Source organism: Flavobacterium sp. RSP46, from assembly GCF_003984825.1.
Classification (GTDB): domain Bacteria; phylum Bacteroidota; class Bacteroidia; order Flavobacteriales; family Flavobacteriaceae; genus Flavobacterium.
Genome location: NZ_RYDM01000001.1, coordinates 249,734 through 272,725 on the forward strand (window position 1 = coordinate 249,734; position 22,992 = coordinate 272,725).

The window sequence follows — 22,992 nt, forward strand, 5'->3', positions numbered from 1 at the left end:
AACTTTTTTATTAAATATGTACAATAATTCTTTCTTTAAGAAAATTCTGGTAGTGGCAAGTATTGCTTTTTTATATTCTTGTGATAAAGATTATAATGAAATTGGAGCGGGTTTAATAGGTGAAAATAATTTTAACCTGGAAAAAGAAACGTATGATGTAATAGCCTACAATCAAAAAACGGGGCCAATACAATCTAATAATCTTGCGGTAAGTCCTTTAGGGATTTTTAATAATCCTAATTTTGGCGAAGTAACAGCAAATTATGGTACACAATTGACATTGGTCACTCCTATAACTACTATAGGTGCAAACCCTTATATAGAAAGTGTAATCTTGACAATTCCATATTTTAGCACATTGACCTCCTCGTCTACCACAACGGGAAATGTGTATCGCTTAGATTCAATTTATGGTGCCGAAAAAGCTAAAATGAAAATTAGCATCTATGAGTCGGGTTACTACATGAGAGATGCGGATCCGGTAGGTGGTTTTCAACAGGCTCAAAATTATTTTACAAACCAAAATACAGAATTTGATAATGTTAAAGTATCCAGTCGTTTAAATGACGCTGTGGATACAGCACAAAACGATGCTTTTTTCTTTAATCCTGCAGAGCATGTAGTTGCGGTTACGGATTCCTTAACTAATGCTGTTACCACAACAAGAACGGCTCCAGGAATGCAAATCAGTCTAAATAGAGGCTATTTTAAGACAAGAATAATAGATGCTGTTGCTTCGGGGAAATTAACAACAAATGATGTTTTTAAAGACTATTTTAGAGGCCTGTACTTTAAAATGGAGAAAGTGGCAGGAAGTGCTGGTAATTTAGCAATGTTGGACTTTAAAGCAGGAAAAATTACGATAAAATATAATGAAGATTTGGCCTCAACTACTGGAGGGAGCCCAACACGAGTTAAAAAAACCATAGTGATGAACCTGACAGGAAACTGTGTTAGTTTGTTAGAAAACAATTTTGGAAGTAGCGGACTTGCCTATAATGCTTTGCCTAATACGGGAAATACTTCGGAAGGAGACGAGAAATTATACCTTAAAGGGGGTCAAGGATCAGTTGCAGTATTGAGTCTTTTTAACACTCCGGGTCAGTTAGAAGCCATTAGGAACAGTGGCTGGTTGATCAATGAAGCAAGTCTTGTTTTTCATATTGATGCGGAGGCTATGTCAGGTAGTTATGAACCAAAAAGGATCTATCTATATGATTTTAATAATAATCGGCCTATTGTGGATTATTATATGGACTTAACGTCTAATACTGCCAATCTCAAAAAAGCAAAAACAGTTTTTGATGGGAATATTAACGTAAATGCTACTTCCAAAAAAGGGTTGACATACAAGATTAGAATAACCAATCAAATACGAAATCTTATCAATGTTAAGGATTCAACTAATGTCAAATTAGGTGTTGTTGTTACCGAAGACATCAGTGTATTTCCTTCCCATAAATTGAGAACTCCTAATTCTTTTATCACCGGAGCGCCAAAAGCTTCTGTTATGAGTCCTTTGGGAACTATTTTATATGGCTCAAAATCTACCGTCCCAGTTGATAAACGATTGAAACTTGAAATTTTTTATACAAAACCAAATTAAGTCAAATTTATGTGTGGAATCGTTGGATATATCGGTTATAGAGAAGCTTATCCTATTGTAATAAAGGGATTAAAAAGGCTTGAGTACAGAGGGTATGATAGTGCCGGTGTCATGCTATATGATGGCGAAAACTTGAAACTGTGTAAGACAAAAGGAAAGGTTTCTGATCTGGAGGAGAGAGCTTCTTCTAGCATTACTACCAACGGAACAATTGGAATAGGACACACACGTTGGGCTACTCATGGAGTTCCTAATGATGTAAATTCGCATCCGCATCTTTCTAATTCGGGAGATCTAGCTATAATCCATAACGGAATTATTGAAAACTATTCGCCCTTAAAGGCAGAGTTGATAAAAAGAGGGTATGTATTTCATTCAGATACGGATACCGAGGTGTTAGTGAATCTAATTGAAGAAGTACAAAAAAAAGACAATCTAAAATTAGGCAAAGCAGTCCAGGTCGCTTTAAACCAAGTGGTGGGCGCTTATGCAGTTGCTGTTTTTGACAAAAAAAATCCAAATGAAATTGTGGCTGCCCGTCTGGGAAGTCCATTGGCTATAGGTGTTGGAGAAGGAGAGTTTTTCATTGCTTCTGATGCTTCCCCATTCATAGAATATACATCGAATGCTATTTATTTAGAAGACGGTGAAATGGCGAATATCAGGTTGCACAAACCGATGAAAATCCGAAAAATTAAAGATGATTCTTTAGTAAATCCGAATATTCAGGAACTTCAAATGAATTTGGAGCAAATTGAAAAAGGAGGATATGATCATTTCATGCTGAAAGAAATTTATGAGCAGCCAAGTGTTATCAAAGATACTTATCGTGGAAGGCTTCATGCTAATCAGGGATTGATTCAAATGTCTGGTGTGGAAGATAATTTAGAAAAATTTTTAAACGCCGATAGAATTATAATCGTTGCTTGCGGTACTTCTTGGCATGCCGGTTTAGTTGCGGAATATATATTTGAAGAATTTGCCCGTATCCCAGTTGAAGTTGAATATGCATCAGAATTCCGTTATAGAAATCCTATAATTAACAGTAAAGATGTTGTGATCGCCATCTCTCAATCTGGAGAAACAGCAGATACAATGGCAGCAATTAAGTTAGCCAAAGAAAACGGGGCATTTGTTTTTGGAGTATGCAATGTGGTAGGTTCTTCTATTTCTAGAGAAACACATGCTGGAGCCTATACACATGCCGGACCTGAGATAGGTGTTGCTTCGACCAAGGCTTTTACCACTCAAATTACGGTTTTGACTATGATTGCGTTGCGTTTGGCTAAAGCCAAAGGGACATTGTCAAATTCTGTTTTTCATGCTTATTTACAGGAATTAGAAATTATACCTGAAAAAGTAAAAGAAGCTTTAGAGACAAACGAGAGAGCAAAAGAAATTGCGGCGATGTTTAAAGATGCTCCAAATTGTCTTTATCTGGGGAGAGGCTATAACTTTCCTGTAGCGCTTGAAGGAGCCTTAAAGCTAAAAGAGATTTCCTATATTCATGCTGAAGGTTATCCTGCTGCTGAAATGAAACATGGACCAATTGCACTGATAGATGAACACATGCCAGTAGTCGTTATTGCGCCTAAACAAGGCCATTACGATAAAATTGTAAGTAATATACAAGAAATAAAATCCAGAAGTGGTAAAATTATAGCAGTGGTGACTAAAGGCGATACTCAAGTTAGGGAGTTAGCAGATTATGTTATCGAAATACCAGAAACTTCAGATGCTTTATCGCCGCTGATAACTACAATTCCGTTACAGCTCTTGTCGTACCATATTGCTGTTATGCGGGAATGCAATGTAGATCAACCTCGTAATTTAGCAAAGTCGGTTACTGTAGAATAAAATAAAATATAATAGGGATATTACTGATATCCTTTTTAGTAGTGCCAGCCTCGAAAGAAAAACTTTCGAGGCTTTTTTTATTAGTACTTCTTTTGTCTTTAATTTTTTTCCGAAATACAAACGAATCATAAATGTTTTGCTCTTTTGACACTTTTATCATATATCCAAAAATCAATAATAATTTTGTGATAAATGTATTTTTTATATGCATGCATAGTGAAATTTTGATTTTTTAATCTAAATTTTAACATTTTGAAATAAAATATAAATGTAGAATAACTGCAAATGAGGCAAAATTACTGATAAATATGAAATTTTACAGGTGATTTTTTATTAATATCAAAAATATTTGTACTTTGGCTTCCTAAACCAACAAAATAGAACCCAATGAGAGTGTATTTACTTTTTTTGTCATTGTTTTTTTGCAGTCTAACCTTTGCTCAAAACTCAATTTCAGGTACTGTTACTGATAGTAACAACCAACCAATTCCTGGAGCCAACATCAAGATAGTTGGAGATGCTTCTGGTACAATTACGGATCTAGACGGTTCTTTTGTATTGCAATCCTCTAAAAAACCACCTTATTCAATTGAGGTGACCAGTGTGGGGTTTGTTTCTCAACAAATTAGTGTTGTTTCTAGTAGTCAAAAACTACTCATAAAGCTTTTAGATGAAGAGAACAAGCTAGATGAGATCGTTGTTTCTGCTTCAAGAACACCAGAACGAGTGATCGAGTCTCCGGTTACTATTGAAAGAATGGGAATTCAGCAGATAAAAAACACCACGGCGCCAACCTTTTATGATGGTTTAGAAAACCTGAAAGAGGTGCATTTTAATACCAGTAGTATTTCCTTTAAATCGATTAATACAAGGGGGTTTTCAACTGTCGCCAATACGCGTTTCATGCAACTGGTAGACGGAATGGATAATTCATCTCCGGCCTTAAACTTTGTTTTGGGGAATTTAATAGGACTTTCTGATATTGATGTTGCTAATGTAGAATTACTGCCGGGAGCTTCCTCTGCATTGTATGGTGCAAATGCTTTCAATGGTATTTTATTTATGAACAGTAAAAATCCGTTCACAAATCAAGGGATCAGTACCTACGTAAAATATGGACAAACAACCCAGAAAGTAGCAGGAACTAATGATTATTTTGATTTTGGACTTAGAGCTGCCAAAGCGTTCAGCAAGCATTTTGCCGCCAAAGGGAATTTTAATTTTATGAGAGCTACAGAATGGATTGCTGCTGATCAAAGAAGCGTTACTGGCGGATCAATAGGTCATGCTAATAATCAAAATTATGACGGATTAAATTTATACGGTGATGAGGTAACTACTTTCATCACTAATGTTGGTCAGGTAAGCAGAACGGGATACCGGGAACAAGACCTGAATGACAATAAAGTAAGAAGTGTAAAGGCAGATTTTTCTTTACATTTTAAACCATGGGAAGGGGAAACCGAAATTATATTACAGCACAAAATAGGTTTGGGGAGCACTATTTATCAAGGAGCGAATAGATATGCACTCAATGATTTCTTTATGCAACAAACTAAAATAGAAGTAAAAGGAAAAAATTTCTTTGTAAGAGGGTACATAACGGATGAAGATGCAGGGAATTCCTATGACATGCGTTTTGCTGCTTGGAATGTTAATAGAGCGGCAAAATCAGATACAGAATGGTTTACGAACTATGCTACAGCATATCAACTTTCAGGTGCAGTTTTGGGAACTAATGCACAGTTATCTGCTGCGAATGCAAGGAACTATGCCGATTACAATATTAAACCGGCTGGACTTCCTTTTTTGCCAACTCCAACAGGGAGTGCAAGATTTGAACCGGGTTCGGTACAATTCAATCGTGCTTTGGCGGCTGCAATCGCGGAACCGGATCTAACCAAAGGAGCTAAATTTATTGATCAATCAAAAATTTACCATTCAGATGTAAATTATAATTTTAAAGATCTAATAAAATTTGCAGAGATCCAATTAGGAGGGTCATTCAGACAATATGAAATGAATTCTCAGGGAACAATCTTTACTGATTTTGATGGTCCTTTACGTTATAATGAGTATGGTGCTTATACGCAATTAACTAAAAAATTCTTAGATGACCGATTGAAATTTACTGGGTCTGCACGGTACGATAAAAGTCAAAATTTTAATGGAAATATATCCCCTCGTGTCTCTTTAGTGTATTCTGCGGGAGAGTCAAAAAGACATAATTTCAGGGTTTCTTATCAAACTGGTTTTAGAAATCCAACAACTCAAGACCAGTATATTGGTCTTGACTTAGGGCCATTTGCTTTAATTGGTTCAGCTCCTGAAAACTTAGATCGTTTTACAGAGGTCAGAGGAGTTAGTGCGGCGGGACAAGCAATGGGCGTTCCTGCTACGTTAACATTAACAGGACAAAATGCGTATAACAATTCGTTTACGCTAGCTTCAGTTCGGGCTTTTAGTGCGGCAATAGCGGCAAATCCAGCTAATGTTCCGGCTGCAGCAGCTTTGTTGCAAGTGGCTAATATAGGGCTGGTAAAGCCAGAAGAAGTTCAGGCACTTGAGCTAGGATATCGTACGGTTGTAAATAATGACTTATCAATTGATATTAATGGATATTACAATGTGTATAATGATTTCATGAATGTTTCAAGAGTAATTAGTCCTTATTATGGGGACGTTAACACGACATTTGATTTTGGAAATCCAGCAACTTTAGCGACGCTTTCTGCATTAAGTAATGGAGATAGAAGAGTGTACCAAGTGTATACGAATACTACTGCAAAAATCACGTCTCAAGGTTTTGGTGTAGGCTTGTCTAAGAAAGTGTATAAAGATTTTGAGGTTGGTGTAAATTATAATTTTGCTGAATTTAGTTTTGATCAAGCAGAAGATCCAGGTTTTGTAGCTGGTTTCAATACGCCAAAACATAGGGTTAAAGCGTCTGTAGGAAATGATAAATTATTCAAAAATTTTGGTTTTAATATCAATGCGAGATACAATACGGAATATTTATGGCAGTCCTCTTTTGCTGATGGAATTGTTCCTGAAAACACGGTCTTAGACGCTCAGATTAATTATGGTTTTCCGGCCTTAAAATCAGTGCTTAAAGTGGGAGCTACTAATATTGGAGGAAGGGATTATATTCAGGTAATTGGAGCGGGTGCCATCGGACAGCAATGGTTTGCTTCTTGGACAATTAATCCGTAGTTCAGAAAAGTCAATAATTTTAAAAAATATATTATGATAAAAAATTTCAAATGGCTGTTGTTGATTTCGCTAACCTTCGCAGCATGTAATAACGAGGATGACAATGCTGGGCCAGTTGAGGTTCCTATAACTTCCGGAACAGCAAGTTTTTCAAAATACGTTGCTTTAGGAGATTCATTTGCCGCAGGATATAGTGATGGCGCTCTTTTCAAAAAAGGACAAGAAAATTCGTATGTAAACATCCTGTCGCAACAGTTCGCTTTAGCAGGTGGTGGTGAATTTAAAACGCCATACACCAATGATAATATTGGTGGCTTATTGTTGGGAGGGAATGTAATTGCAACAAATAGGTTGTATTTTAATGGTTCAGGACCTGTTCAGGTAAGCGGTACTCCTACCACAGTAGTTACAAATAAAGTAGCTGGGCCTATTAACAACCTAGGAATTCCAGGAGCTAAAAGTTTTCATTTAGTAGCCCCGGGCTATGGAAACGTAGCCGGAGTGGCTTCTGGTGCGGCTAACCCGTATTTTGCTCGTTTTGCTTCAGCTTCAGGAACGACTGTTTTAGCAGATGCCCTGACTCAAGCACCAACGTTCTTCTCCTTGTGGATTGGCGGGAATGATGTCTTGACGTACGCTACCTCTGGAGGTATAGGAGTGGACAGAACCGGAAATTTTAACCCTGCTACTTATGGTTCTAATGATATTACAGATCCAACTGTTTTTGCAAATGTGTATACCGGGCTGGTGAATGCCTTGACGGCTAATGGTGCAAAAGGGGTGGTTGCGAATCTTCCTTATGTAACTACACTTCCTTATTTTACAACAGTTCCTTACAATCCAGTTCCATTGACTGCCGCTGTGGCTGCACAATTAAATGGAGGTTATGCTGCTTATAATGGAGGTTTGCAGGCAATGGTCACTAATGGGTTACTTACAGCAGCTGAAGCAACAAGAAGAACTGTTAAGTTTGCTGCAGGAGCGAATGCCGTGGTGATTGTAGATAGCTATTTGACAAATTTGAGTGCTTTTGGAGTTCCTTCGTTCAGACAAGCAACTAAAGAAGATCTTTTAGTGCTTACGTCGAGAACTTTTATTGGAACACTAGTAGGAGGGAATGCTGCAGCCGTAAACGGCGTTTCGGTGCCTCTTGCTGACAACTGGGTTTTATCTAAAGCGGAGGTGGCGGAAGTCAAAGTTGCTACAGATGCTTATAATGTTACCATCAAAGCAGTTGCTGATGCTAAAGGATTAGCTTTTGTAGATGCTAAAGCCACTATGGCACAACTGTCTTCAAGCGGAATTCGTTTTGGGAATTTTCATATTACGGCGGCTTATGTTACTGGTGGTGCTTTTTCACTCGATGGAGTGCATCCCAGCGCAAGGGGATATGCATTAATAGCAAACCTTTTTGCAAATTCTATAAATGCTAAATATACAGCTACGCTAAGACCTGTTGATTTAGGGCTCTACCCTATTCAATATCCGGCTTCTATTCAATAATTAGAATTTGATTTTCTATAATAACAACCACCCGTTTGATGACGTGGTGGTTGTTTATTTTAGTGACAACTCGGTCTTTTGTTAGTTTCTAAGTCGTTTCTAAATAATCTATTAAAAAAATATCTTTTTTTATAAAAAAATATCTTGATTTTATATTTTAAAAATTATCTTTGCACACTGAAAAAAGGGTATAATCGATATGTTTCGATTGGTTCTGTTTCATAAACCTAAATAGCTATTTAATAAATACATAAGTGATGTCAAAAGTAATAGGAAAAGTTGCCCAAATCATTGGCCCAGTAGTTGACGTTGTTTTCAACGGTAAGGATGTTGAACTTCCAAAAATTTATGATTCATTAGAAATCACAAAAAAAGATGGTACACTATTAGTACTTGAAGTACAATCTCACATTGGTGAAAACACAGTACGTACCATTTCGATGGACTCAACAGATGGTTTGAGTAGAGGTTATGAAGTAGTTGGAACAGGGAATCCTATCCAAATGCCAATTGGTGCTGATGTTTACGGTCGTTTATTCAACGTGATTGGAGATGCCATTGATGGTTTAGGAAACTTGCCAAAAACAGGAGAAAACGGGATGTCTATTCACAGACAAGCACCGAAATTCGAAGATTTGTCAACTTCATCTGAAGTTTTATTCACAGGTATTAAAGTAATCGATTTAATTGAGCCTTACTCAAAAGGGGGTAAAATTGGATTGTTTGGTGGTGCTGGAGTTGGTAAAACAGTATTGATTCAGGAGTTAATTAACAATATCGCAAAAGGTCACGGTGGACTTTCTGTATTTGCAGGAGTAGGGGAAAGAACACGTGAAGGGAATGACTTACTTCGTGAGATGCTAGAGTCAGGAATTATAAAATACGGGGATGAATTCATGCACTCTATGGAAAATGGAGGATGGGATTTGTCTAAAGTGGATATGCCAGGAATGAGAGAGTCTAAAGCTACTTTCGTTTTCGGACAAATGAATGAGCCTCCAGGAGCTCGTGCTCGTGTAGCACTTTCTGGATTGTCTATTGCGGAATATTTCCGTGATGGTGCAGGAACTGATCAAGGGAAAGATGTATTGTTCTTCGTGGATAATATCTTCCGTTTTACACAAGCAGGTTCTGAGGTTTCGGCACTTTTAGGCCGTATGCCATCTGCAGTGGGTTACCAACCAACATTGGCTACTGAAATGGGTGCGATGCAAGAACGTATTACATCTACAAATAAAGGTTCTATTACATCAGTGCAAGCGGTTTACGTTCCTGCAGATGATTTAACGGATCCGGCTCCGGCTACAACTTTTGCTCACCTTGATGCAACAACAGTATTATCTCGTAAAATTGCTGAGCTAGGTATTTATCCAGCGGTTGATCCATTGGATTCAACTTCAAGAATCCTTACGCCTCAAATTTTAGGTGATGAGCATTATGACTGTGCACAAAGAGTAAAAGAAATTTTACAAAAATACAAACAATTACAAGATATCATTGCGATCCTTGGTATGGAAGAATTATCTGAAGAAGATAAATTAGCCGTTTCAAGAGCACGTCGTGTACAACGTTTCTTATCTCAACCTTTCCATGTTGCTGAGCAATTTACAGGATTAAAAGGAGTGTTAGTGGATATTAAAGATACTATCAAAGGATTTAACATGATTATCGACGGTGAATTAGATCACTTGCCAGAATCCGCTTTCAACCTTAAAGGTACTATTGAAGAAGCTATCGAAGCTGGAGAAAAAATGTTAGCGGAAGCATAAATTAGTGTTCAGTGTTCAGGCTCAGTATTCAGTACTGTGACTGTAAACTGAGACTGTAAACTAAAAAGTATGTTATTAGAAATAGTATCACCAGAAGCAAAATTATTTTCAGCAGAAGTAACTTCGGTTACATTGCCCGGAGTTGACGGAAGCTTTCAAATTTTGAATAACCACGCGCCAATCGTTTCTATTTTAGGAAAAGGTGTCGTGAAAATTACAGCTTCTACTTTTGCTTTTGCAAAAGAGGTAGTAGGTAAATTCACGAAGTTAGATGATCAAAATTATACGCTAACGATCACTTCAGGAACAATTGAAATGAAAGATAATAAAGTTATTATTTTAGTTGACTAAAATAATTTTGAGTTATAAATCAAAGCTTCACAATTTGTGGGGCTTTTTTTTTGGAGCTATGTCCAGCTGTCCACTATATCTTTTACAAAGCTTCCAGCCTTCAAAAGTCTGGAAGCTTTGTAAAAGGATGCCGTTTCCATCTGGGCTAAAAAGTCGAGAACAAGAGATTATTTATCCTTTGCAAACTCCATAATATCTCCGGGTTGGCATTCCAGAATTTCACAAATCAGTTCTAGAGTCGAAAACCGAATCGCTTTTGCTTTCCCGGTTTTCAAGATAGACAGATTGGCTGTTGTGATTCCCATCCGTTCCGCCAGTTCATTGGAGCGCATTTTTCGTTTAGCGAGCATTACGTCTAAGTTGATGATTATAGACATGATTATATTGTTAAATTATTTTCAGTTTCTATAATATTTCCTTTTTTAATAACATCAGAAAAAGCTAATAACCCAATGCCAATTGCAAGTAGTAACAAATACATAATAATATCAGAAAGTATTTGGTCCTTTGGATTCTGACTCATGCCCAACAGTCTAATTATGATCCCATAAACGCTTAAAAGCAACAAAAGGTAGCCACTTCTTTTAAATCTCTCTGAGCCTTTGAAATTAAAAAAGCCTTCTTTAATAAATCCTTGTAGCCCTTTTTGAATATTAAACAACGCTAATATTAATACAGCTATCCGTACTATCATTATATAAGGACTTAAATTTCCGAAAATAGATTCCTTGTACATTATAGTTATTTCTTCGCTAGACATGTTATACCGTAAGCACTCGTTTATTGGGATAGCTAAGATTAATAATCCTATGAAGATCTTTAAAACCCAATTTAAAATAATAATTTTTCTCATATTTTTTCTTGTAAATATATAAAAATTATTGATAAACAATAATTAAATGTTTAAAAACAATAAAATATAAAAAAAAATTAATTACAGGTATTTTTTTTCTTTTTATTTTAAATCTGAATTAAAAACTGTTTTAGACAAAACTCATTTTTAATAGTTTTTTTTATAAAAAAGCCTAACAGGTTTCCAACATCTGTTAGGCGGTAGTTGATAAAATTAGATATTAAAACAAACCATTAAAACAAATCACCAACTTGATTATTTTTAGTTATTCGGCACCATCAATAAGAGCTCTTGCAACTGCAAAGCCACCCACTTTTTCGCCTAATTCAAGTCCTTTTTCACAATCGCTTCTATAATGAATGCATCCAAACATTCTGGAATCCGAAGCTTCTTTTGCCATAGCTACAAAACCTTTTGCTTTTGCAGGGATGAGATGTGATAAAACAACATAGGCCGCACCGCTGAAGGTGGAATGGCCGGATACATAAGCAGGGAAATTTGGAATCCCGGTTAATGTTTTTATAGACGGATCCATTTGTGATGGTCTTGGATTAAAGTACGTGTATTTTGCGTCCCAGCAGCAGATCGCCGCATCCATCATGGCAATATTTAGCAACGCTAGATTTCGTGCCCAGCGCACCTCACTATAATTGAGTGCTACAAATGACTCTGATGCAATTGCATTCCAATGTCCCGGTGGCGTAAAAGTTCCTACTCCATCAGCCCAAAAAGTAACAATTTCCATGTTTTTTCTAGTGGCATTTTTTCCATAGCTTTTTACTTCAGCTAATTCTTTTGCAAATTGTTTTGATTTTGTAGATGGTGGTGGAACCGGGCGACTGGCCACAACCATTTCAGGAGTCATAAGGAATGATTTTACTTTTCCAAATAATGGTAGCATTGGAGGTCTTGCTGGTATATCTAATGATTTCCATGGAGTTTCTCCGGTTGCTGCCGTTTGAGTTTCCAGTTGTGTCCAAAGCGCTTGATTGCCAATAGCAGTTGCTGTTCCGTCAGCAGTAGCTCTGGCGATAAATTTGGCTGCTATTTTTCTGCCTAGAATAATTCCGGCATCCACATCACTGCGAACATTGGCACCACTAATAATGCGATATAATTTTTGTTCCGCTGCCTTTTCTTGTATGTAAGCGATTTCTGTTGGGAATAATAATTTTAATAACTCAACCGTTACTCCTGCTAAAACAGCATCTTCAGAGGGATAGGAAGGCAAGTTGCTTTTTGGGATTAAAACCGGTAATGTAGCATCAACCGTAAAAGGTGCAGCTCTATTGTACAGTTTTTTATAATGCCAAGTTGCTATCATCGCATCGTATTGCGCCGCACTCACATAGGCATACGCTCTGGCTGCATAAGGCGGATTTGAGAACGGAAACTGCGGATTCGCAAACGGATTTGCTCCAGATGGTGCAGGGTAGGTTCCGTCTTCATTTTGATACGGCGGTCGATTGTGCCTTGCCACTAATGTTCGCATGATTTCATTCCAACGCAAAACTCCTCCGGCACTCCAGTATTTTATGATGTTTCTTTGGTCTTGCGTGATGTTTGCCTGATAGCTTTTTATCTCATTTATTTCTCTTGTAAATGCCGCTGCAGTAGTTGCTATTGGTGCATCCAAAGAGAACTCATCCGGAGTAGTCAGTAAGAATGTTTTCCAGGTCCCTGCTAATTCGTCTGTATTGATAGGATTTAATTGAGGGAATTGCTCGTTGCGTTCTGTTAGCTCATCACTGCAAGATTGGTTCAATGTAAGAAACAGAACCAAAAGAGTGTAATAGGCTATTTTTTGTGTTTTATTTTTCATTTTCTTGTGCTGTTTTTTTTAAATTAAGGATGTAAAATAAACCACCATAGAAGGTGTTTGATTGCCCAATATTTCTACCTTCCGTAACAAAATTGCACCCCCCAATAAGAGATAATCCCGGAATTTTCTGGACTGTGTATTTCGTATTCATGCCAATTTTTAAGGCATTCATAGTATTGCTCGGGAAAGGCATGTTGTTGGTAGTGATGTCAAATCCTCCGGATTGTGATACCCAATTGTCCAGAATCGCTTCGGCTATTAATCTAGTGGAACGATAGCCAATTCTCAAGTTAACCGAAATAGCGTCAGGCATGTCTACTTCATTGGTGTAATGCATTTCGGTTGTGTAATAGGAGTTTCGGTCAATAAGTATATTGGCTCTTTTTATATACGCTCCCGAAATAGTGGTAAAAAAATGACCTCTTTGATAATCACCCATGATGCGTAAAGATGCTGACTTGCTTTTTAGACCAAGACTCAAGGGTAAATAATCAGCTGAATAATCAGAAACTGGAGCCGAAAGTCCTCCCAAAGCATATAACGAGTAGGTAGCTTTACCAATTGTTTTTTCAAATGGCATGTATTTTACTGTTAGTGAAATATCTTGTAATCCTTTTTTGCCTTCCATTGTTCCAGCACTTGCATGTGTATCCACGTAAGGAAGACTGAAAATAATATTCAATTTATCAGAAACACCATAGTTTCCCATTAGAGCAATTGATTTTGTTGAAACAGTACCCAGATTAAGATTTTCTCTTTTGAAAGTTCCTTCCCAATACTCGTTCCAGCTGCTGTACTGGTAAACGGCTCCAAAACAAAAATTATTTTTACTCATCATAATTCCATCAATCTCGGTTTGGGCATTTATAAATAGAGGAACCAATAGCAGGCAGTTCAGATAAATTTTTTTCATTAAAAAATGGTTTTTGGTTAATGGTTTTAGCCTTTTTTAGAATGGGTAATGGTATAAAATAGTACAACAACAACTTTTTACCTAAGAAGGTCTGAGTTAAAAAATAGTGATTGTTTGTCAAGTAATATCGCTGTAAAACAAGATTTGTTTTTGGCTTCAGCCAAAAAACCTCTTTGAATTTACAAGGCTAAATGCATTGATTAAGGGCGTTTTTCAAACAGAGAACTGTTCTATAAATCCATTTTAGTCATGGTCCTAAAGGCTAGTTATACAAAGTATACCAGAATAGCAATGCAAAATGGCCTATCAAATTATTCACAAAAGTGAATTCAGAAAACACAAAAACCTGTTTTGTGTTTACAACGGGCACAATTTCTATCGAAAGGGTGTAATAAATGTACAGATGTAGCTAAAGCAATCATGAATTATCTTGACTTACAAAAACCGGATAAAAGCGAATGATTCCACTAAAATGAAAGAAGATTTAAACGAAATCAGGTGGTGAATACGAAATGGAAGTGTACCCGGAATCTAACGCCTGGTTTGGCGTAATGATAGGTTCAGCAGAAAGTATCGCTGTTTTTGGATAAAAAGCTACGCAAACAGTATTATTTGAAATATAATCTTGAAGAAAAGACTTCATGAGTTTTTTAACCGGAGACTCTTTAGAGGAAGATCCATTAAATAATTGATTGTCAACAATATCTTTTAAATCCTGGCTTATTGCATCTTGATGCGCATTGTGCAGGTAATACAAACTTAGTATGTTATTTTGAATTCTTTTCTTGAAAATATGATACCTTTTATTGTTGATAACCACATCTTCATTGACGTATTCAAAATCAGTGTCTTCAATAAAAGAATATAAAGTTGCATTCAATTGGATTACTTCAAACTCTGTATCATGTCTTTTTTCCATAGTAGATACCCACGCTTGCTCTTCTTGATAAGCAAACATTAGATAGTATCCCATCACGTTGTAAAACAACGTTACTATTAAAAAAAGTGATGCAATTCGTTTCATATTTGCCGAAAGTAGAAAACTATTTCATAGGTTATTATCTTCAATATTAATTTTAAGTTTTTTTTAACACAATTTTATAAAATTATAAAACGAAACCGTTTTCGGAAAAATTTGTAGATTTTTTTTTAATAGTTGTTTTTTAATTGTTAATTTTTATAGAATTATTTTTTTTTGAATAATGAAACAAGATTCTGTATTAGAATTTCTATTTCAAAATTCATTAATTGGAAGAAATTAGTAAACAAAAATGGCGCAAAATCCATAAACCAAAAAAGATGCTTATTTTTGTGGACTATGAAACATTTCCCAGAAAATCTATCCGCTAAACTTGAAATTCGAAAGCAAAATAATGCGTTGCGAAAATTGCCTTTATCAAGTAAAAGAATTGATTTTTCTTCCAATGATTACTTGGGCTTTTCACAATCAGAAATTATATTTAATCATACGCACGAGTATTTAATTACTAATAATGTCATTCAAAACGGGGCGACGGGTTCCCGATTGTTATCCGGGAACCATAAGCTGTATCAAGAAACAGAAAACTGTATTGCCAGTTTCCACCAATCAGAAACAGCCTTGATTTTTAATTCGGGTTACAATGCCAATATTGGTTTTTTTAGTGCCGTTCCACAAAAAGGCGATTTGATTTTATACGATGAATTGTGTCATGCTTCTATTCGGGACGGAATCCAACTGTCGAATGCCAAAGCCTATAAATTCAATCATAATGATTTTGAGGATTTAGAAAAATTGATTTTACGGAATCCAAACACTATTATTTATATCGTTACTGAATCTGTTTTTTCTATGGATGGTGATTGTCCCAATTTGGAAGAATTGGTTTTGGTTTCAACTAAATACAATTGTTATCTTGTTGTGGATGAGGCGCATGCTTTGGGCGTTTTTGGTGAAACAGGCGAGGGATTGGTTCAAATGCAGGGTCTACAAGAACATGTCTTTGCTCAAATTATGACTTTCGGGAAAGGATTGGGATGCCATGGAGCCGCGATTTTAGGCTCGGTTGAATTGAGGGATTATTTAGTAAATTTCTCCCGCAGTTTTATTTATACCACAGGGCTTTCGCCACATTCTGTTGCTGCGATTTTGGTTGCGTACCAGCATTTAGAAAAAGATTCGGTTTCAATTTTAAAATTAAGAGAAAACATTGTATTTTTCAATCAGCAGAAAAATTTATTGAGTTTAAAACCACTTTTCGTCCGAAGCAAATCGGCAATACAATCGGCCATTATTCCCGGAAATGAAAAAGTAAAAACCATCGCCAGTCAACTGCAGGAAAAAGGATTTGATGTGAAAGCTATACTTTCGCCAACGGTTCCCAAAGGGCAGGAACGTCTGCGTTTTTGCATTCATAGTTACAATTCGACGCAAGAAATTACGGAAGTGTTGCATTTGTTGTGCACTTTTCTTTTTTAGCGTGCGGATGCTTTGGATTTCAAGGATTAAAACAGATTAGTACATTAACGTACTTCTTGCTGTAATTATGGGTTTACTTTTGATTGCAGATTAATCCTGAATTCAAATAATCAAAAAAGCATAAAGAATACGGGTGAATTGTAGTATAAACTATCGATACTTTATTAGGAAAGAAGCGATTAGTATTTAAACCTAATATGGTTTGTAAATTAATTTTTTGTTGTACGAATTTTGAGTGCTCAAATTGGTCCTTATTTAACGCATCGCCTATATTTTCTTTCTCATTCTCGCCACAGGAATATCGAGTTGTTCTCTGTATTTAGCAATGGTTCTTCTCGCGATGGGATAGCCTTTATCTTTAAGAATTTCAGCCAATTGATCGTCTGGAAGTGGTTTTTTCTTGTCCTCTTCCTCGATTGTATTTTGAAGAATTTTCTTTATTTCCAGTGTCGAAACATCCTCCCCTTGGTCGTTTTTCATCGATTCCGAGAAGAATTCCTTGATCAGTTTCGTGCCATAAGGCGTTTCCACATATTTGCTGTTGGCCACACGTGAAATAGTCGAAATATCTAGACCCACCATGTCCGCAATGTCTTTTAGAATCATCGGTTTCAACTTGGTTTCATCACCATCCAGAAAAAACTCTTCCTGATAATGCGTAATCGCATTCATGGTTACAAAAAGGGTTTCCTGACGTTGGCGTATCGCATCGATAAACCATTTAGCTGAATCCAACTTTTGCTTTATAAACTGCACTGCATCTTTTTGTTGTGCCGATTTGTCTCTGGAATCCTTATACGTTTGCATCATTTCCTGATACTCTTTAGAAACGTGCAGAGAAGGAGCATTTCGACCGTTTAAAGTCAGTTCCAGTTCACCGTCTACAATTCTAATGGCAAAATCAGGAACTACGTTTTCTGTTATTTTATTGTTTCCGGTAAAGGATCCTCCTGGTTTTGGGTTCAGTTTTTCTATTTCGTGAATTGCTTTTTTAAGCTGCTCATTTGAAACATTGTATTTTTGTAACAGCTTGTCATAATGTTTTTTAGTGAAAGCATCAAACTGATTTTCGATAATGTCAGTGGCCAGTTCTACGGATTCTGTCGGTGTTTTATGTTTCAATTGTAACAACAAACATTCCTGTAGATCTTGTGCGCCTACACCAGATGGTTCCAGTTCATGAATTACCTGCAGCATTTTTTCGACCATTTTCTCATCGGTATAAATGCCTTGCGTGAATGCCATATCGTCTACCATATCAGCAACACTGCGACGAATATATCCCATGTCATCAATACTTCCTACAAGGAATTCGGCAATATCACGCTCTTCATCATTCAGGATGAAGGTATTCAACTGATTGATTAAATCCTGATGAAAACTCACTGGCGCGGCAAAAGGCGTTTCGCGATCATCGTCATCATCACTATAATTGTTAGCCTGCGTTTTATAATCCGGAGTTTCGTCATTGCTTAAATATTCGTCAATGTTGATGTCTTCGGCGTCAATTCGCTCTGATTCCGCATCATCATAATCGTCATAATCTTCGTTTTCGAATTCATCCTTTTCATACTCATCTTCTTCTTTTCCAGTTTCCAAAGCTGGATTCTCGTTCATTTCTTCCAGTAAACGCTGTTCGAAAGCTTGCGTAGGCAATTGAATTAACTTCATCAACTGAATTTGTTGAGGAGATAATTTCTGTGATAATTTTAAATTTAAGAATTGCTTCAGCATTTTTATTGTTTAATCGGTTAACCGTTTATTTGTTTAATCGATTAACCGAATAACCGACTAACCGAATAAACTTTTTTAAAACTCCGCATTCATTGGCGTTCTTGGAAAAGGAATTACGTCACGAATGTTTGTCATTCCTGTTACAAACAATACCAATCTTTCGAATCCAAGTCCAAAACCAGAGTGAACCGCTGAACCAAATCTTCGGGTATCAAGATACCACCATAATTCTTCTTCATCAATTCCTAAGGCTTTCATTTTTTCAACTAAAACATCAAAACGCTCTTCTCTTTGAGAACCGCCCACGATTTCTCCAATCCCTGGGAAAAGGATATCCATCGCACGAACCGTTTTTCCGTCTTCGTTCAAACGCATGTAAAATGCTTTGATATTTGCCGGGTAATCAAACAAGATTACCGGACATTTAAAGTGTTTTTCCACCAAATAACGCTCGTGTTCTGATTGTAAATCAGCTCCCCATTCGTTGATGATATAGTTAAATTTTTTCTTTTTATTAGGCGTACAATCCCTTAAAATATCAATGGCTTCGGTGTACGAAACACGTTTGAAATTGTTTTCCAAAACAAAGTTTAGTTTGTCCAGCAAAGCCATTTCGCTTCTTTCCGCAACTGGTTTTGATTTCTCTTCATCCAATAATCTTCCTTCCAGGAATTTCAAATCCTCAGGACATTTTTCCAAAGTGTATTTGATTACATGCTGAATAAAATCTTCGGCCAAATCCATATTGTCGTTCAAATCATTGAACGCCACCTCTGGCTCAATCATCCAAAATTCTGCAAGGTGACGCGAAGTATTCGAGTTTTCGGCTCTAAATGTTGGTCCAAAAGTATAAATCTGTCCCAAAGCCATGGCAAAAGTTTCTCCTTCCAGTTGTCCCGAAACCGTTAGGTTCGTTTCTTTCCCGAAGAAATCTTCTTTGTAATTCACTTTTCCATCTTCGGTTCTTGGCGTTCCGTCAAATGGCAAGGCGGTAACTTTAAACATTTCACCGGCACCTTCGGCATCTGATCCGGTGATGATTGGTGTATTCACATACACAAAACCTTTCTCTTGAAAATAACTGTGAACTGCATACGACAATACCGAACGTACACGCATTATAGCTCCAAACATATTAGTACGCACTCTTAAATGCGCATTTTCCCGCAAGAAATCCAAGCTCGGTTTGTTCTTAGGTTGTATTGGGAATTTCTCCGCATCTGAATCTCCAAGGATTTCCAGTTTAGCTACCTGAATTTCAAATTTTTGTCCTGCACCTTTGCTTTCTACCAAAGTTCCGGTTACAGATATTGCTGCTCCAGTGGTAATTCTTTTCAAGGTTTCATCTGGAGTGTTTTCAAAATCGACAACACATTGTATATTATTGATAGTCGAACCATCGTTCAACGCGATAAATTGATTGTTTCTAAAAGTTCTCACCCATCCTTTTGCATTCACTTCATGAAGCGTCGTGGTACTGTTTAGTAAGTCTTTAACTTTTGTATGTCTCATTTTAGGGGTATAATTGATATTAAAAATTGTCTGTAACTGAACTGCAAATATAAATGATTTGTTTTAAAAGTCATTGCGAGGAGTGAAGCAATCTGGAGCTATTTCCCGCTTTCCGTTGCAATCTTTTTATTTTTAAAGAAAAAATAAAAAGGATTTACACTGCAATCAGGGCTAGGGAGTAGTGAAAGTACGGTTTTTGAAGATCTTCTTTGAGAATAAATAGGATTGTGATTGGTAACTGAAATGCTTTAGTTTTTTGATTACATAAATGAGAATATTTTCTGGTAATTAATTCTTGGTATTTTGATAGGCACAATCTCGCCTCAAATACCAGCAGTACAAAACTTAAAATCATGCTCCTCAAAGTTGGAAACTTTGAGGAGCATGATTTATTGGTTTGAATCTAATTCCATCAGTAAAAAACTAAAAGTTACATCCTAAAAGTTAGAAACTTTGCGAAGCAGAAGAGCAGGAAAATTCAAAAATGGGAATGTAAGTTGAAAAATAAATTTTATGATTCTTAATTATTGTTAATTTTCTTTAGTAGATTCAGTTTACTATTGGCAATAGAATCAATTTTTGAAGTTGATTTAGTAATTAATGAGTCGAGTTTTTTTACTTTAGCTCCTTCTTTGTTGATTATAGAATCAAGGGAATTTACTTTCTTCAACTCTTTATTAACCAGTGAATCTAACTTTTCCGCCTTGGCATTCAACTGATTGATTTTTTCTTCAGCTTGTTTTGAAATATCACCGCAGGAAACAAGTACGCCGGTTAACGTAATTAAGAGAAAATTGCTGTATTTATGTTTTTTCATGACCGCATTGTATTAATTTAAATTAGTATCGATTGCCAGATAAACGGTATTCTTACGATACCTTTCTGGGAGTTAAAGTACGATATTACTTTGAATAATATAAAATAATATTCAAGTACAGTGTATATAAACTTTACTTATTTTTTTGCTCTAAATCATCAATCTCGGCATCACTTGGTTCGATGATGTCAATTTTGGGTTCGATAAAATCTTGTTCGTTGGCCAAAGTTTTATTCAAGGTCAAGACTAAAGCTGGCAACAACATCAAATTGGATAGCATTCCGAATAATAATGTTAGCGAAATCAATCCGCCAAGTGCTATTGTTCCCCCAAAACTGGACAACATAAACACCGAAAATCCAAAGAACAACACGATAGAAGTATAAAACATGCTCAGGCCGGCATCCGTAAATGTGGCGTAAACGGATTTGCGAATTTTCCAGTTATTTTTCTTTAATTCCTCGCGGTATTGCGACAGAAATCTTACGGTGTCATCCACCGAAAGACCAAACGCAATTCCGAAAACCAATATCGTCGACGGTTTCAGCGGAATGTCCAGAAAGCCCATGATTCCTGCGGTTAGCATTAGCGGCAATAAATTAGGAATGATAGAAACCAACACCATTTTGAACGAACGGAACATAAAACCAATCAAAAGTGCGGTCAGGAAAAAGGCGAAAGCCAGCGACGAAAGTAAGTTGTCCAGTAGGTAACCGGTTCCTTTTTGGAAAACTAAAGCTTTTCCGGTGATGGTGACTTTATATTGATCTGGCGGGAAAATTTTATCAGCTTTCTTACGAATTTCAGCTTCAATTTTGGCAATATTATCGCCATTTTCATCGCGCATAAAAGTCGTGATTCGGGCAAATTGTCCAGTGGAATCTACATAGCTTTTCATCAGATTATCTTTCGAGTTTTTTGTAGCATTTTTAGCATACGACAAAATAAACGACTGTTCCTGTGACGTTGGCAATTCATAATAGTCTGGGTTTCCGTTATAATACGCTTGTTTGGAATATTTAATTAAATTCACAATAGAAATGGGTTTTGACAATTCCGGAATTTCATCAATGGTTTCCTCCAGTTCTTCCATTCGCCTAAGCGTAGACAATTTCATAACTCCTTTTTTGCGTTTGGTGTCAATCATGATTTCGAGGGGCATCACTCCATCAAATTCTTTTTCGAAGAAAACAATGTCTTCAAAAAAGGCTTCTTTTTTAGGCATGTCTTCAATTAAACTACCGGAAATGCGCATTTCGTAGATGCCTACAATGCTAATTACTAAAAGAATAACAGAAACGACATAAATTGAAAAGCGATTGTATTTTACGTTTCTCAGAATCCAATCCATAAAAACCTTCACATAATTGCGGTCTAGGTGTTCGATGTGGCGCTCTTTCGGAGCCGGAATATAACTGTGAAAAATAGGGATGACAATGATGCATAAAAAGAAAAGTGCCATAATATTGATAGAAGTCACGACGCCAAATTCCAGTAACAATTGATTATTAGAAGCCACAAACGTAGCAAAACCTATGGCCGTGGTGAGATTCGTCATCAAGGTTGCCATTCCTACTTTGGTAGTGACACGCTGTAATGCTTTGGCTTTATTGTGGTGAATTTTATATTCCTGATGGTATTTATTGGTCAGGAAAATACAATTCGGAATTCCGATTACGATGATTAATGACGGAACTAAAGCGGTCAAAACAGTGATTTCGTAGTTCAGTAATCCTAAAAATCCAAAAGACCACATTACCCCAATAATGACAATTACCATTGATATTAACGTCGCCCTAAAACTTCTAAAAAAGAAAAAGAAAAGCAGTGAAGTAACTAATAGTGAAGCTCCAATGAAGATACTTATTTCATCGGTGATGGTTTTTGCGTTTAGCGTCCGGATGTAAGGCATGCCTGAAACGCGCAGGTCGATTCCGGTTTCTTTTTCGAATGTTTCGACTGCGGGAACTAATTTATCCAGAATAAAATCTTTTCGGGCTGCTGTGTTTACAATTTTTTTATCCATGTATACGGCAGAGCGAATGCTTCCCGATCTTTTGTTGAAAAGTAATCCTTCGTAAAAAGGCAAATCATTGAATAGTTCTTTTTTGATCTTTTGAAGATATGCCGGATCAAGAGTTTTGCTTTGGTCCACAAAAGGAACGAGTTCAAAGGTTTGCAGCGAATCATTTTTTTGTAATTTCTTTAAGTCATTTAACGAAATTACTAAATCTACCGCTTTGTCTTCTTTCAGCGTATTCATCATTTTGCTCCAGGAAGCATAGGCTTTTGGGGTAAATATGGAGTTATCTTTTACACCGATGATGACTAGATTTCCCTCTTCGCCAAATTTATTTAGAAAAGCGTTGTACTCAATATTTACAATATTGTCATCTGGTAATAAATTGGCTTCGGTAAAAGTGAAATGGATATTTTTCCATTGTAGTGCTAAAAGCGCTGTTATCACAACAATAATGGATAACATCAAAATTCTATTTCTGAGGACAATTCGCGCTATTAATTCCCAAAATCCTAAACTAAACCACTTAATCATAAGTCAATATTAAAGGCGGTAAAGGTAGTC

Annotated in this window: 16 protein-coding genes; 7 read left to right on the forward strand and 9 right to left on the reverse strand. The window is 36.5% G+C overall.

Annotated elements, in window-relative coordinates; genetic code table 11:
• Window positions 1-16: 16 nt before the first annotated feature.
• From EKM01_RS01135 to EKM01_RS01160, 6 genes are all read left to right on the forward strand, one after another.
• The gene (locus EKM01_RS01135) at window positions 17-1,606 is read left to right on the forward strand and encodes a DUF4270 domain-containing protein (protein WP_126766342.1); all 1,590 of its coding nucleotides are present in this window, start codon (window positions 17-19) and stop codon (window positions 1,604-1,606) included.
• A gap of 9 nt (window positions 1,607-1,615) precedes the next feature.
• Window positions 1,616-3,463, forward strand: a complete 1,848-nt coding sequence (glmS, locus tag EKM01_RS01140) for a glutamine--fructose-6-phosphate transaminase (isomerizing) (RefSeq protein ID WP_126766346.1) — start codon at window positions 1,616-1,618, stop codon at window positions 3,461-3,463.
• Between the two features lie 387 nt (window positions 3,464-3,850).
• The gene (locus EKM01_RS01145) at window positions 3,851-6,676 is read left to right on the forward strand and encodes a carboxypeptidase-like regulatory domain-containing protein (protein WP_126457947.1); all 2,826 of its coding nucleotides are present in this window, start codon (window positions 3,851-3,853) and stop codon (window positions 6,674-6,676) included.
• Window positions 6,677-6,709: 33 nt separating this feature from the next.
• Window positions 6,710-8,179 (forward strand): SGNH/GDSL hydrolase family protein, encoded by a 1,470-nt coding sequence (locus EKM01_RS01150; RefSeq protein WP_126457950.1) that lies wholly within the window; start codon window positions 6,710-6,712, stop codon window positions 8,177-8,179.
• 257 nt (window positions 8,180-8,436) lie between these two features.
• A complete protein-coding gene (gene atpD, locus EKM01_RS01155) occupies window positions 8,437-9,948 on the forward strand; it encodes a F0F1 ATP synthase subunit beta (protein ID WP_073204939.1) in 1,512 nt (503 codons plus the stop codon).
• A gap of 69 nt (window positions 9,949-10,017) precedes the next feature.
• Window positions 10,018-10,299 carry a F0F1 ATP synthase subunit epsilon gene (locus EKM01_RS01160; RefSeq protein WP_126457953.1) on the forward strand — a complete coding sequence of 94 codons (282 nt, stop codon included), beginning with the start codon at window positions 10,018-10,020 and terminating at the stop codon, window positions 10,297-10,299.
• A 167-nt stretch (window positions 10,300-10,466) separates the two neighbouring features.
• On the opposite strand, the gene EKM01_RS01165 is transcribed toward EKM01_RS01160, so the two are convergent.
• The 5 genes from EKM01_RS01165 to EKM01_RS01185 form a co-directional block, all read right to left on the reverse strand.
• Window positions 10,467-10,676 carry a helix-turn-helix transcriptional regulator gene (locus tag EKM01_RS01165; RefSeq protein ID WP_126552982.1) on the reverse strand — a complete coding sequence of 70 codons (210 nt, stop codon included), beginning with the start codon at window positions 10,674-10,676 and terminating at the stop codon, window positions 10,467-10,469.
• A 2-nt stretch (window positions 10,677-10,678) separates the two neighbouring features.
• Window positions 10,679-11,059 (reverse strand): hypothetical protein, encoded by a 381-nt coding sequence (locus EKM01_RS01170; RefSeq protein ID WP_126567884.1) that lies wholly within the window; start codon window positions 11,057-11,059, stop codon window positions 10,679-10,681.
• A gap of 358 nt (window positions 11,060-11,417) precedes the next feature.
• The gene (locus EKM01_RS01175) at window positions 11,418-12,974 is read right to left on the reverse strand and encodes a vanadium-dependent haloperoxidase (RefSeq protein WP_126766349.1); all 1,557 of its coding nucleotides are present in this window, start codon (window positions 12,972-12,974) and stop codon (window positions 11,418-11,420) included.
• Window positions 12,964-13,887 (reverse strand): hypothetical protein, encoded by a 924-nt coding sequence (locus EKM01_RS01180; RefSeq protein WP_126766355.1) that lies wholly within the window; start codon window positions 13,885-13,887, stop codon window positions 12,964-12,966. The genes EKM01_RS01175 and EKM01_RS01180 overlap by 11 nt, the downstream gene beginning before the upstream one ends.
• A gap of 484 nt (window positions 13,888-14,371) precedes the next feature.
• Complete coding sequence (locus EKM01_RS01185; protein WP_126766358.1) at window positions 14,372-14,911, reverse strand: hypothetical protein; 540 nt, start codon at window positions 14,909-14,911, stop codon at window positions 14,372-14,374.
• A gap of 294 nt (window positions 14,912-15,205) precedes the next feature.
• Here EKM01_RS01185 and EKM01_RS01190 point away from each other — a divergent pair, with 294 nt between their 5' ends.
• The gene (locus EKM01_RS01190) at window positions 15,206-16,345 is read left to right on the forward strand and encodes an 8-amino-7-oxononanoate synthase (protein ID WP_126766363.1); all 1,140 of its coding nucleotides are present in this window, start codon (window positions 15,206-15,208) and stop codon (window positions 16,343-16,345) included.
• Window positions 16,346-16,612: 267 nt separating this feature from the next.
• Here the strand turns inward: EKM01_RS01190 and rpoN are convergent, their stop codons facing one another.
• The 4 genes from rpoN to EKM01_RS01210 form a co-directional block, all read right to left on the reverse strand.
• Window positions 16,613-18,079 carry an RNA polymerase factor sigma-54 gene (rpoN, locus tag EKM01_RS01195; protein ID WP_126561306.1) on the reverse strand — a complete coding sequence of 489 codons (1,467 nt, stop codon included), beginning with the start codon at window positions 18,077-18,079 and terminating at the stop codon, window positions 16,613-16,615.
• 75 nt (window positions 18,080-18,154) lie between these two features.
• A complete protein-coding gene (asnS, locus tag EKM01_RS01200) occupies window positions 18,155-19,591 on the reverse strand; it encodes an asparagine--tRNA ligase (protein ID WP_126457974.1) in 1,437 nt (478 codons plus the stop codon).
• A gap of 520 nt (window positions 19,592-20,111) precedes the next feature.
• The gene (locus EKM01_RS01205) at window positions 20,112-20,408 is read right to left on the reverse strand and encodes a hypothetical protein (RefSeq protein WP_126457980.1); all 297 of its coding nucleotides are present in this window, start codon (window positions 20,406-20,408) and stop codon (window positions 20,112-20,114) included.
• A 133-nt stretch (window positions 20,409-20,541) separates the two neighbouring features.
• Entirely contained in the window at window positions 20,542-22,962 is a 2,421-nt protein-coding gene (locus EKM01_RS01210) for an RND family transporter (RefSeq protein ID WP_126561305.1), read from the reverse strand.
• Window positions 22,963-22,992: the final 30 nt, after the last annotated feature.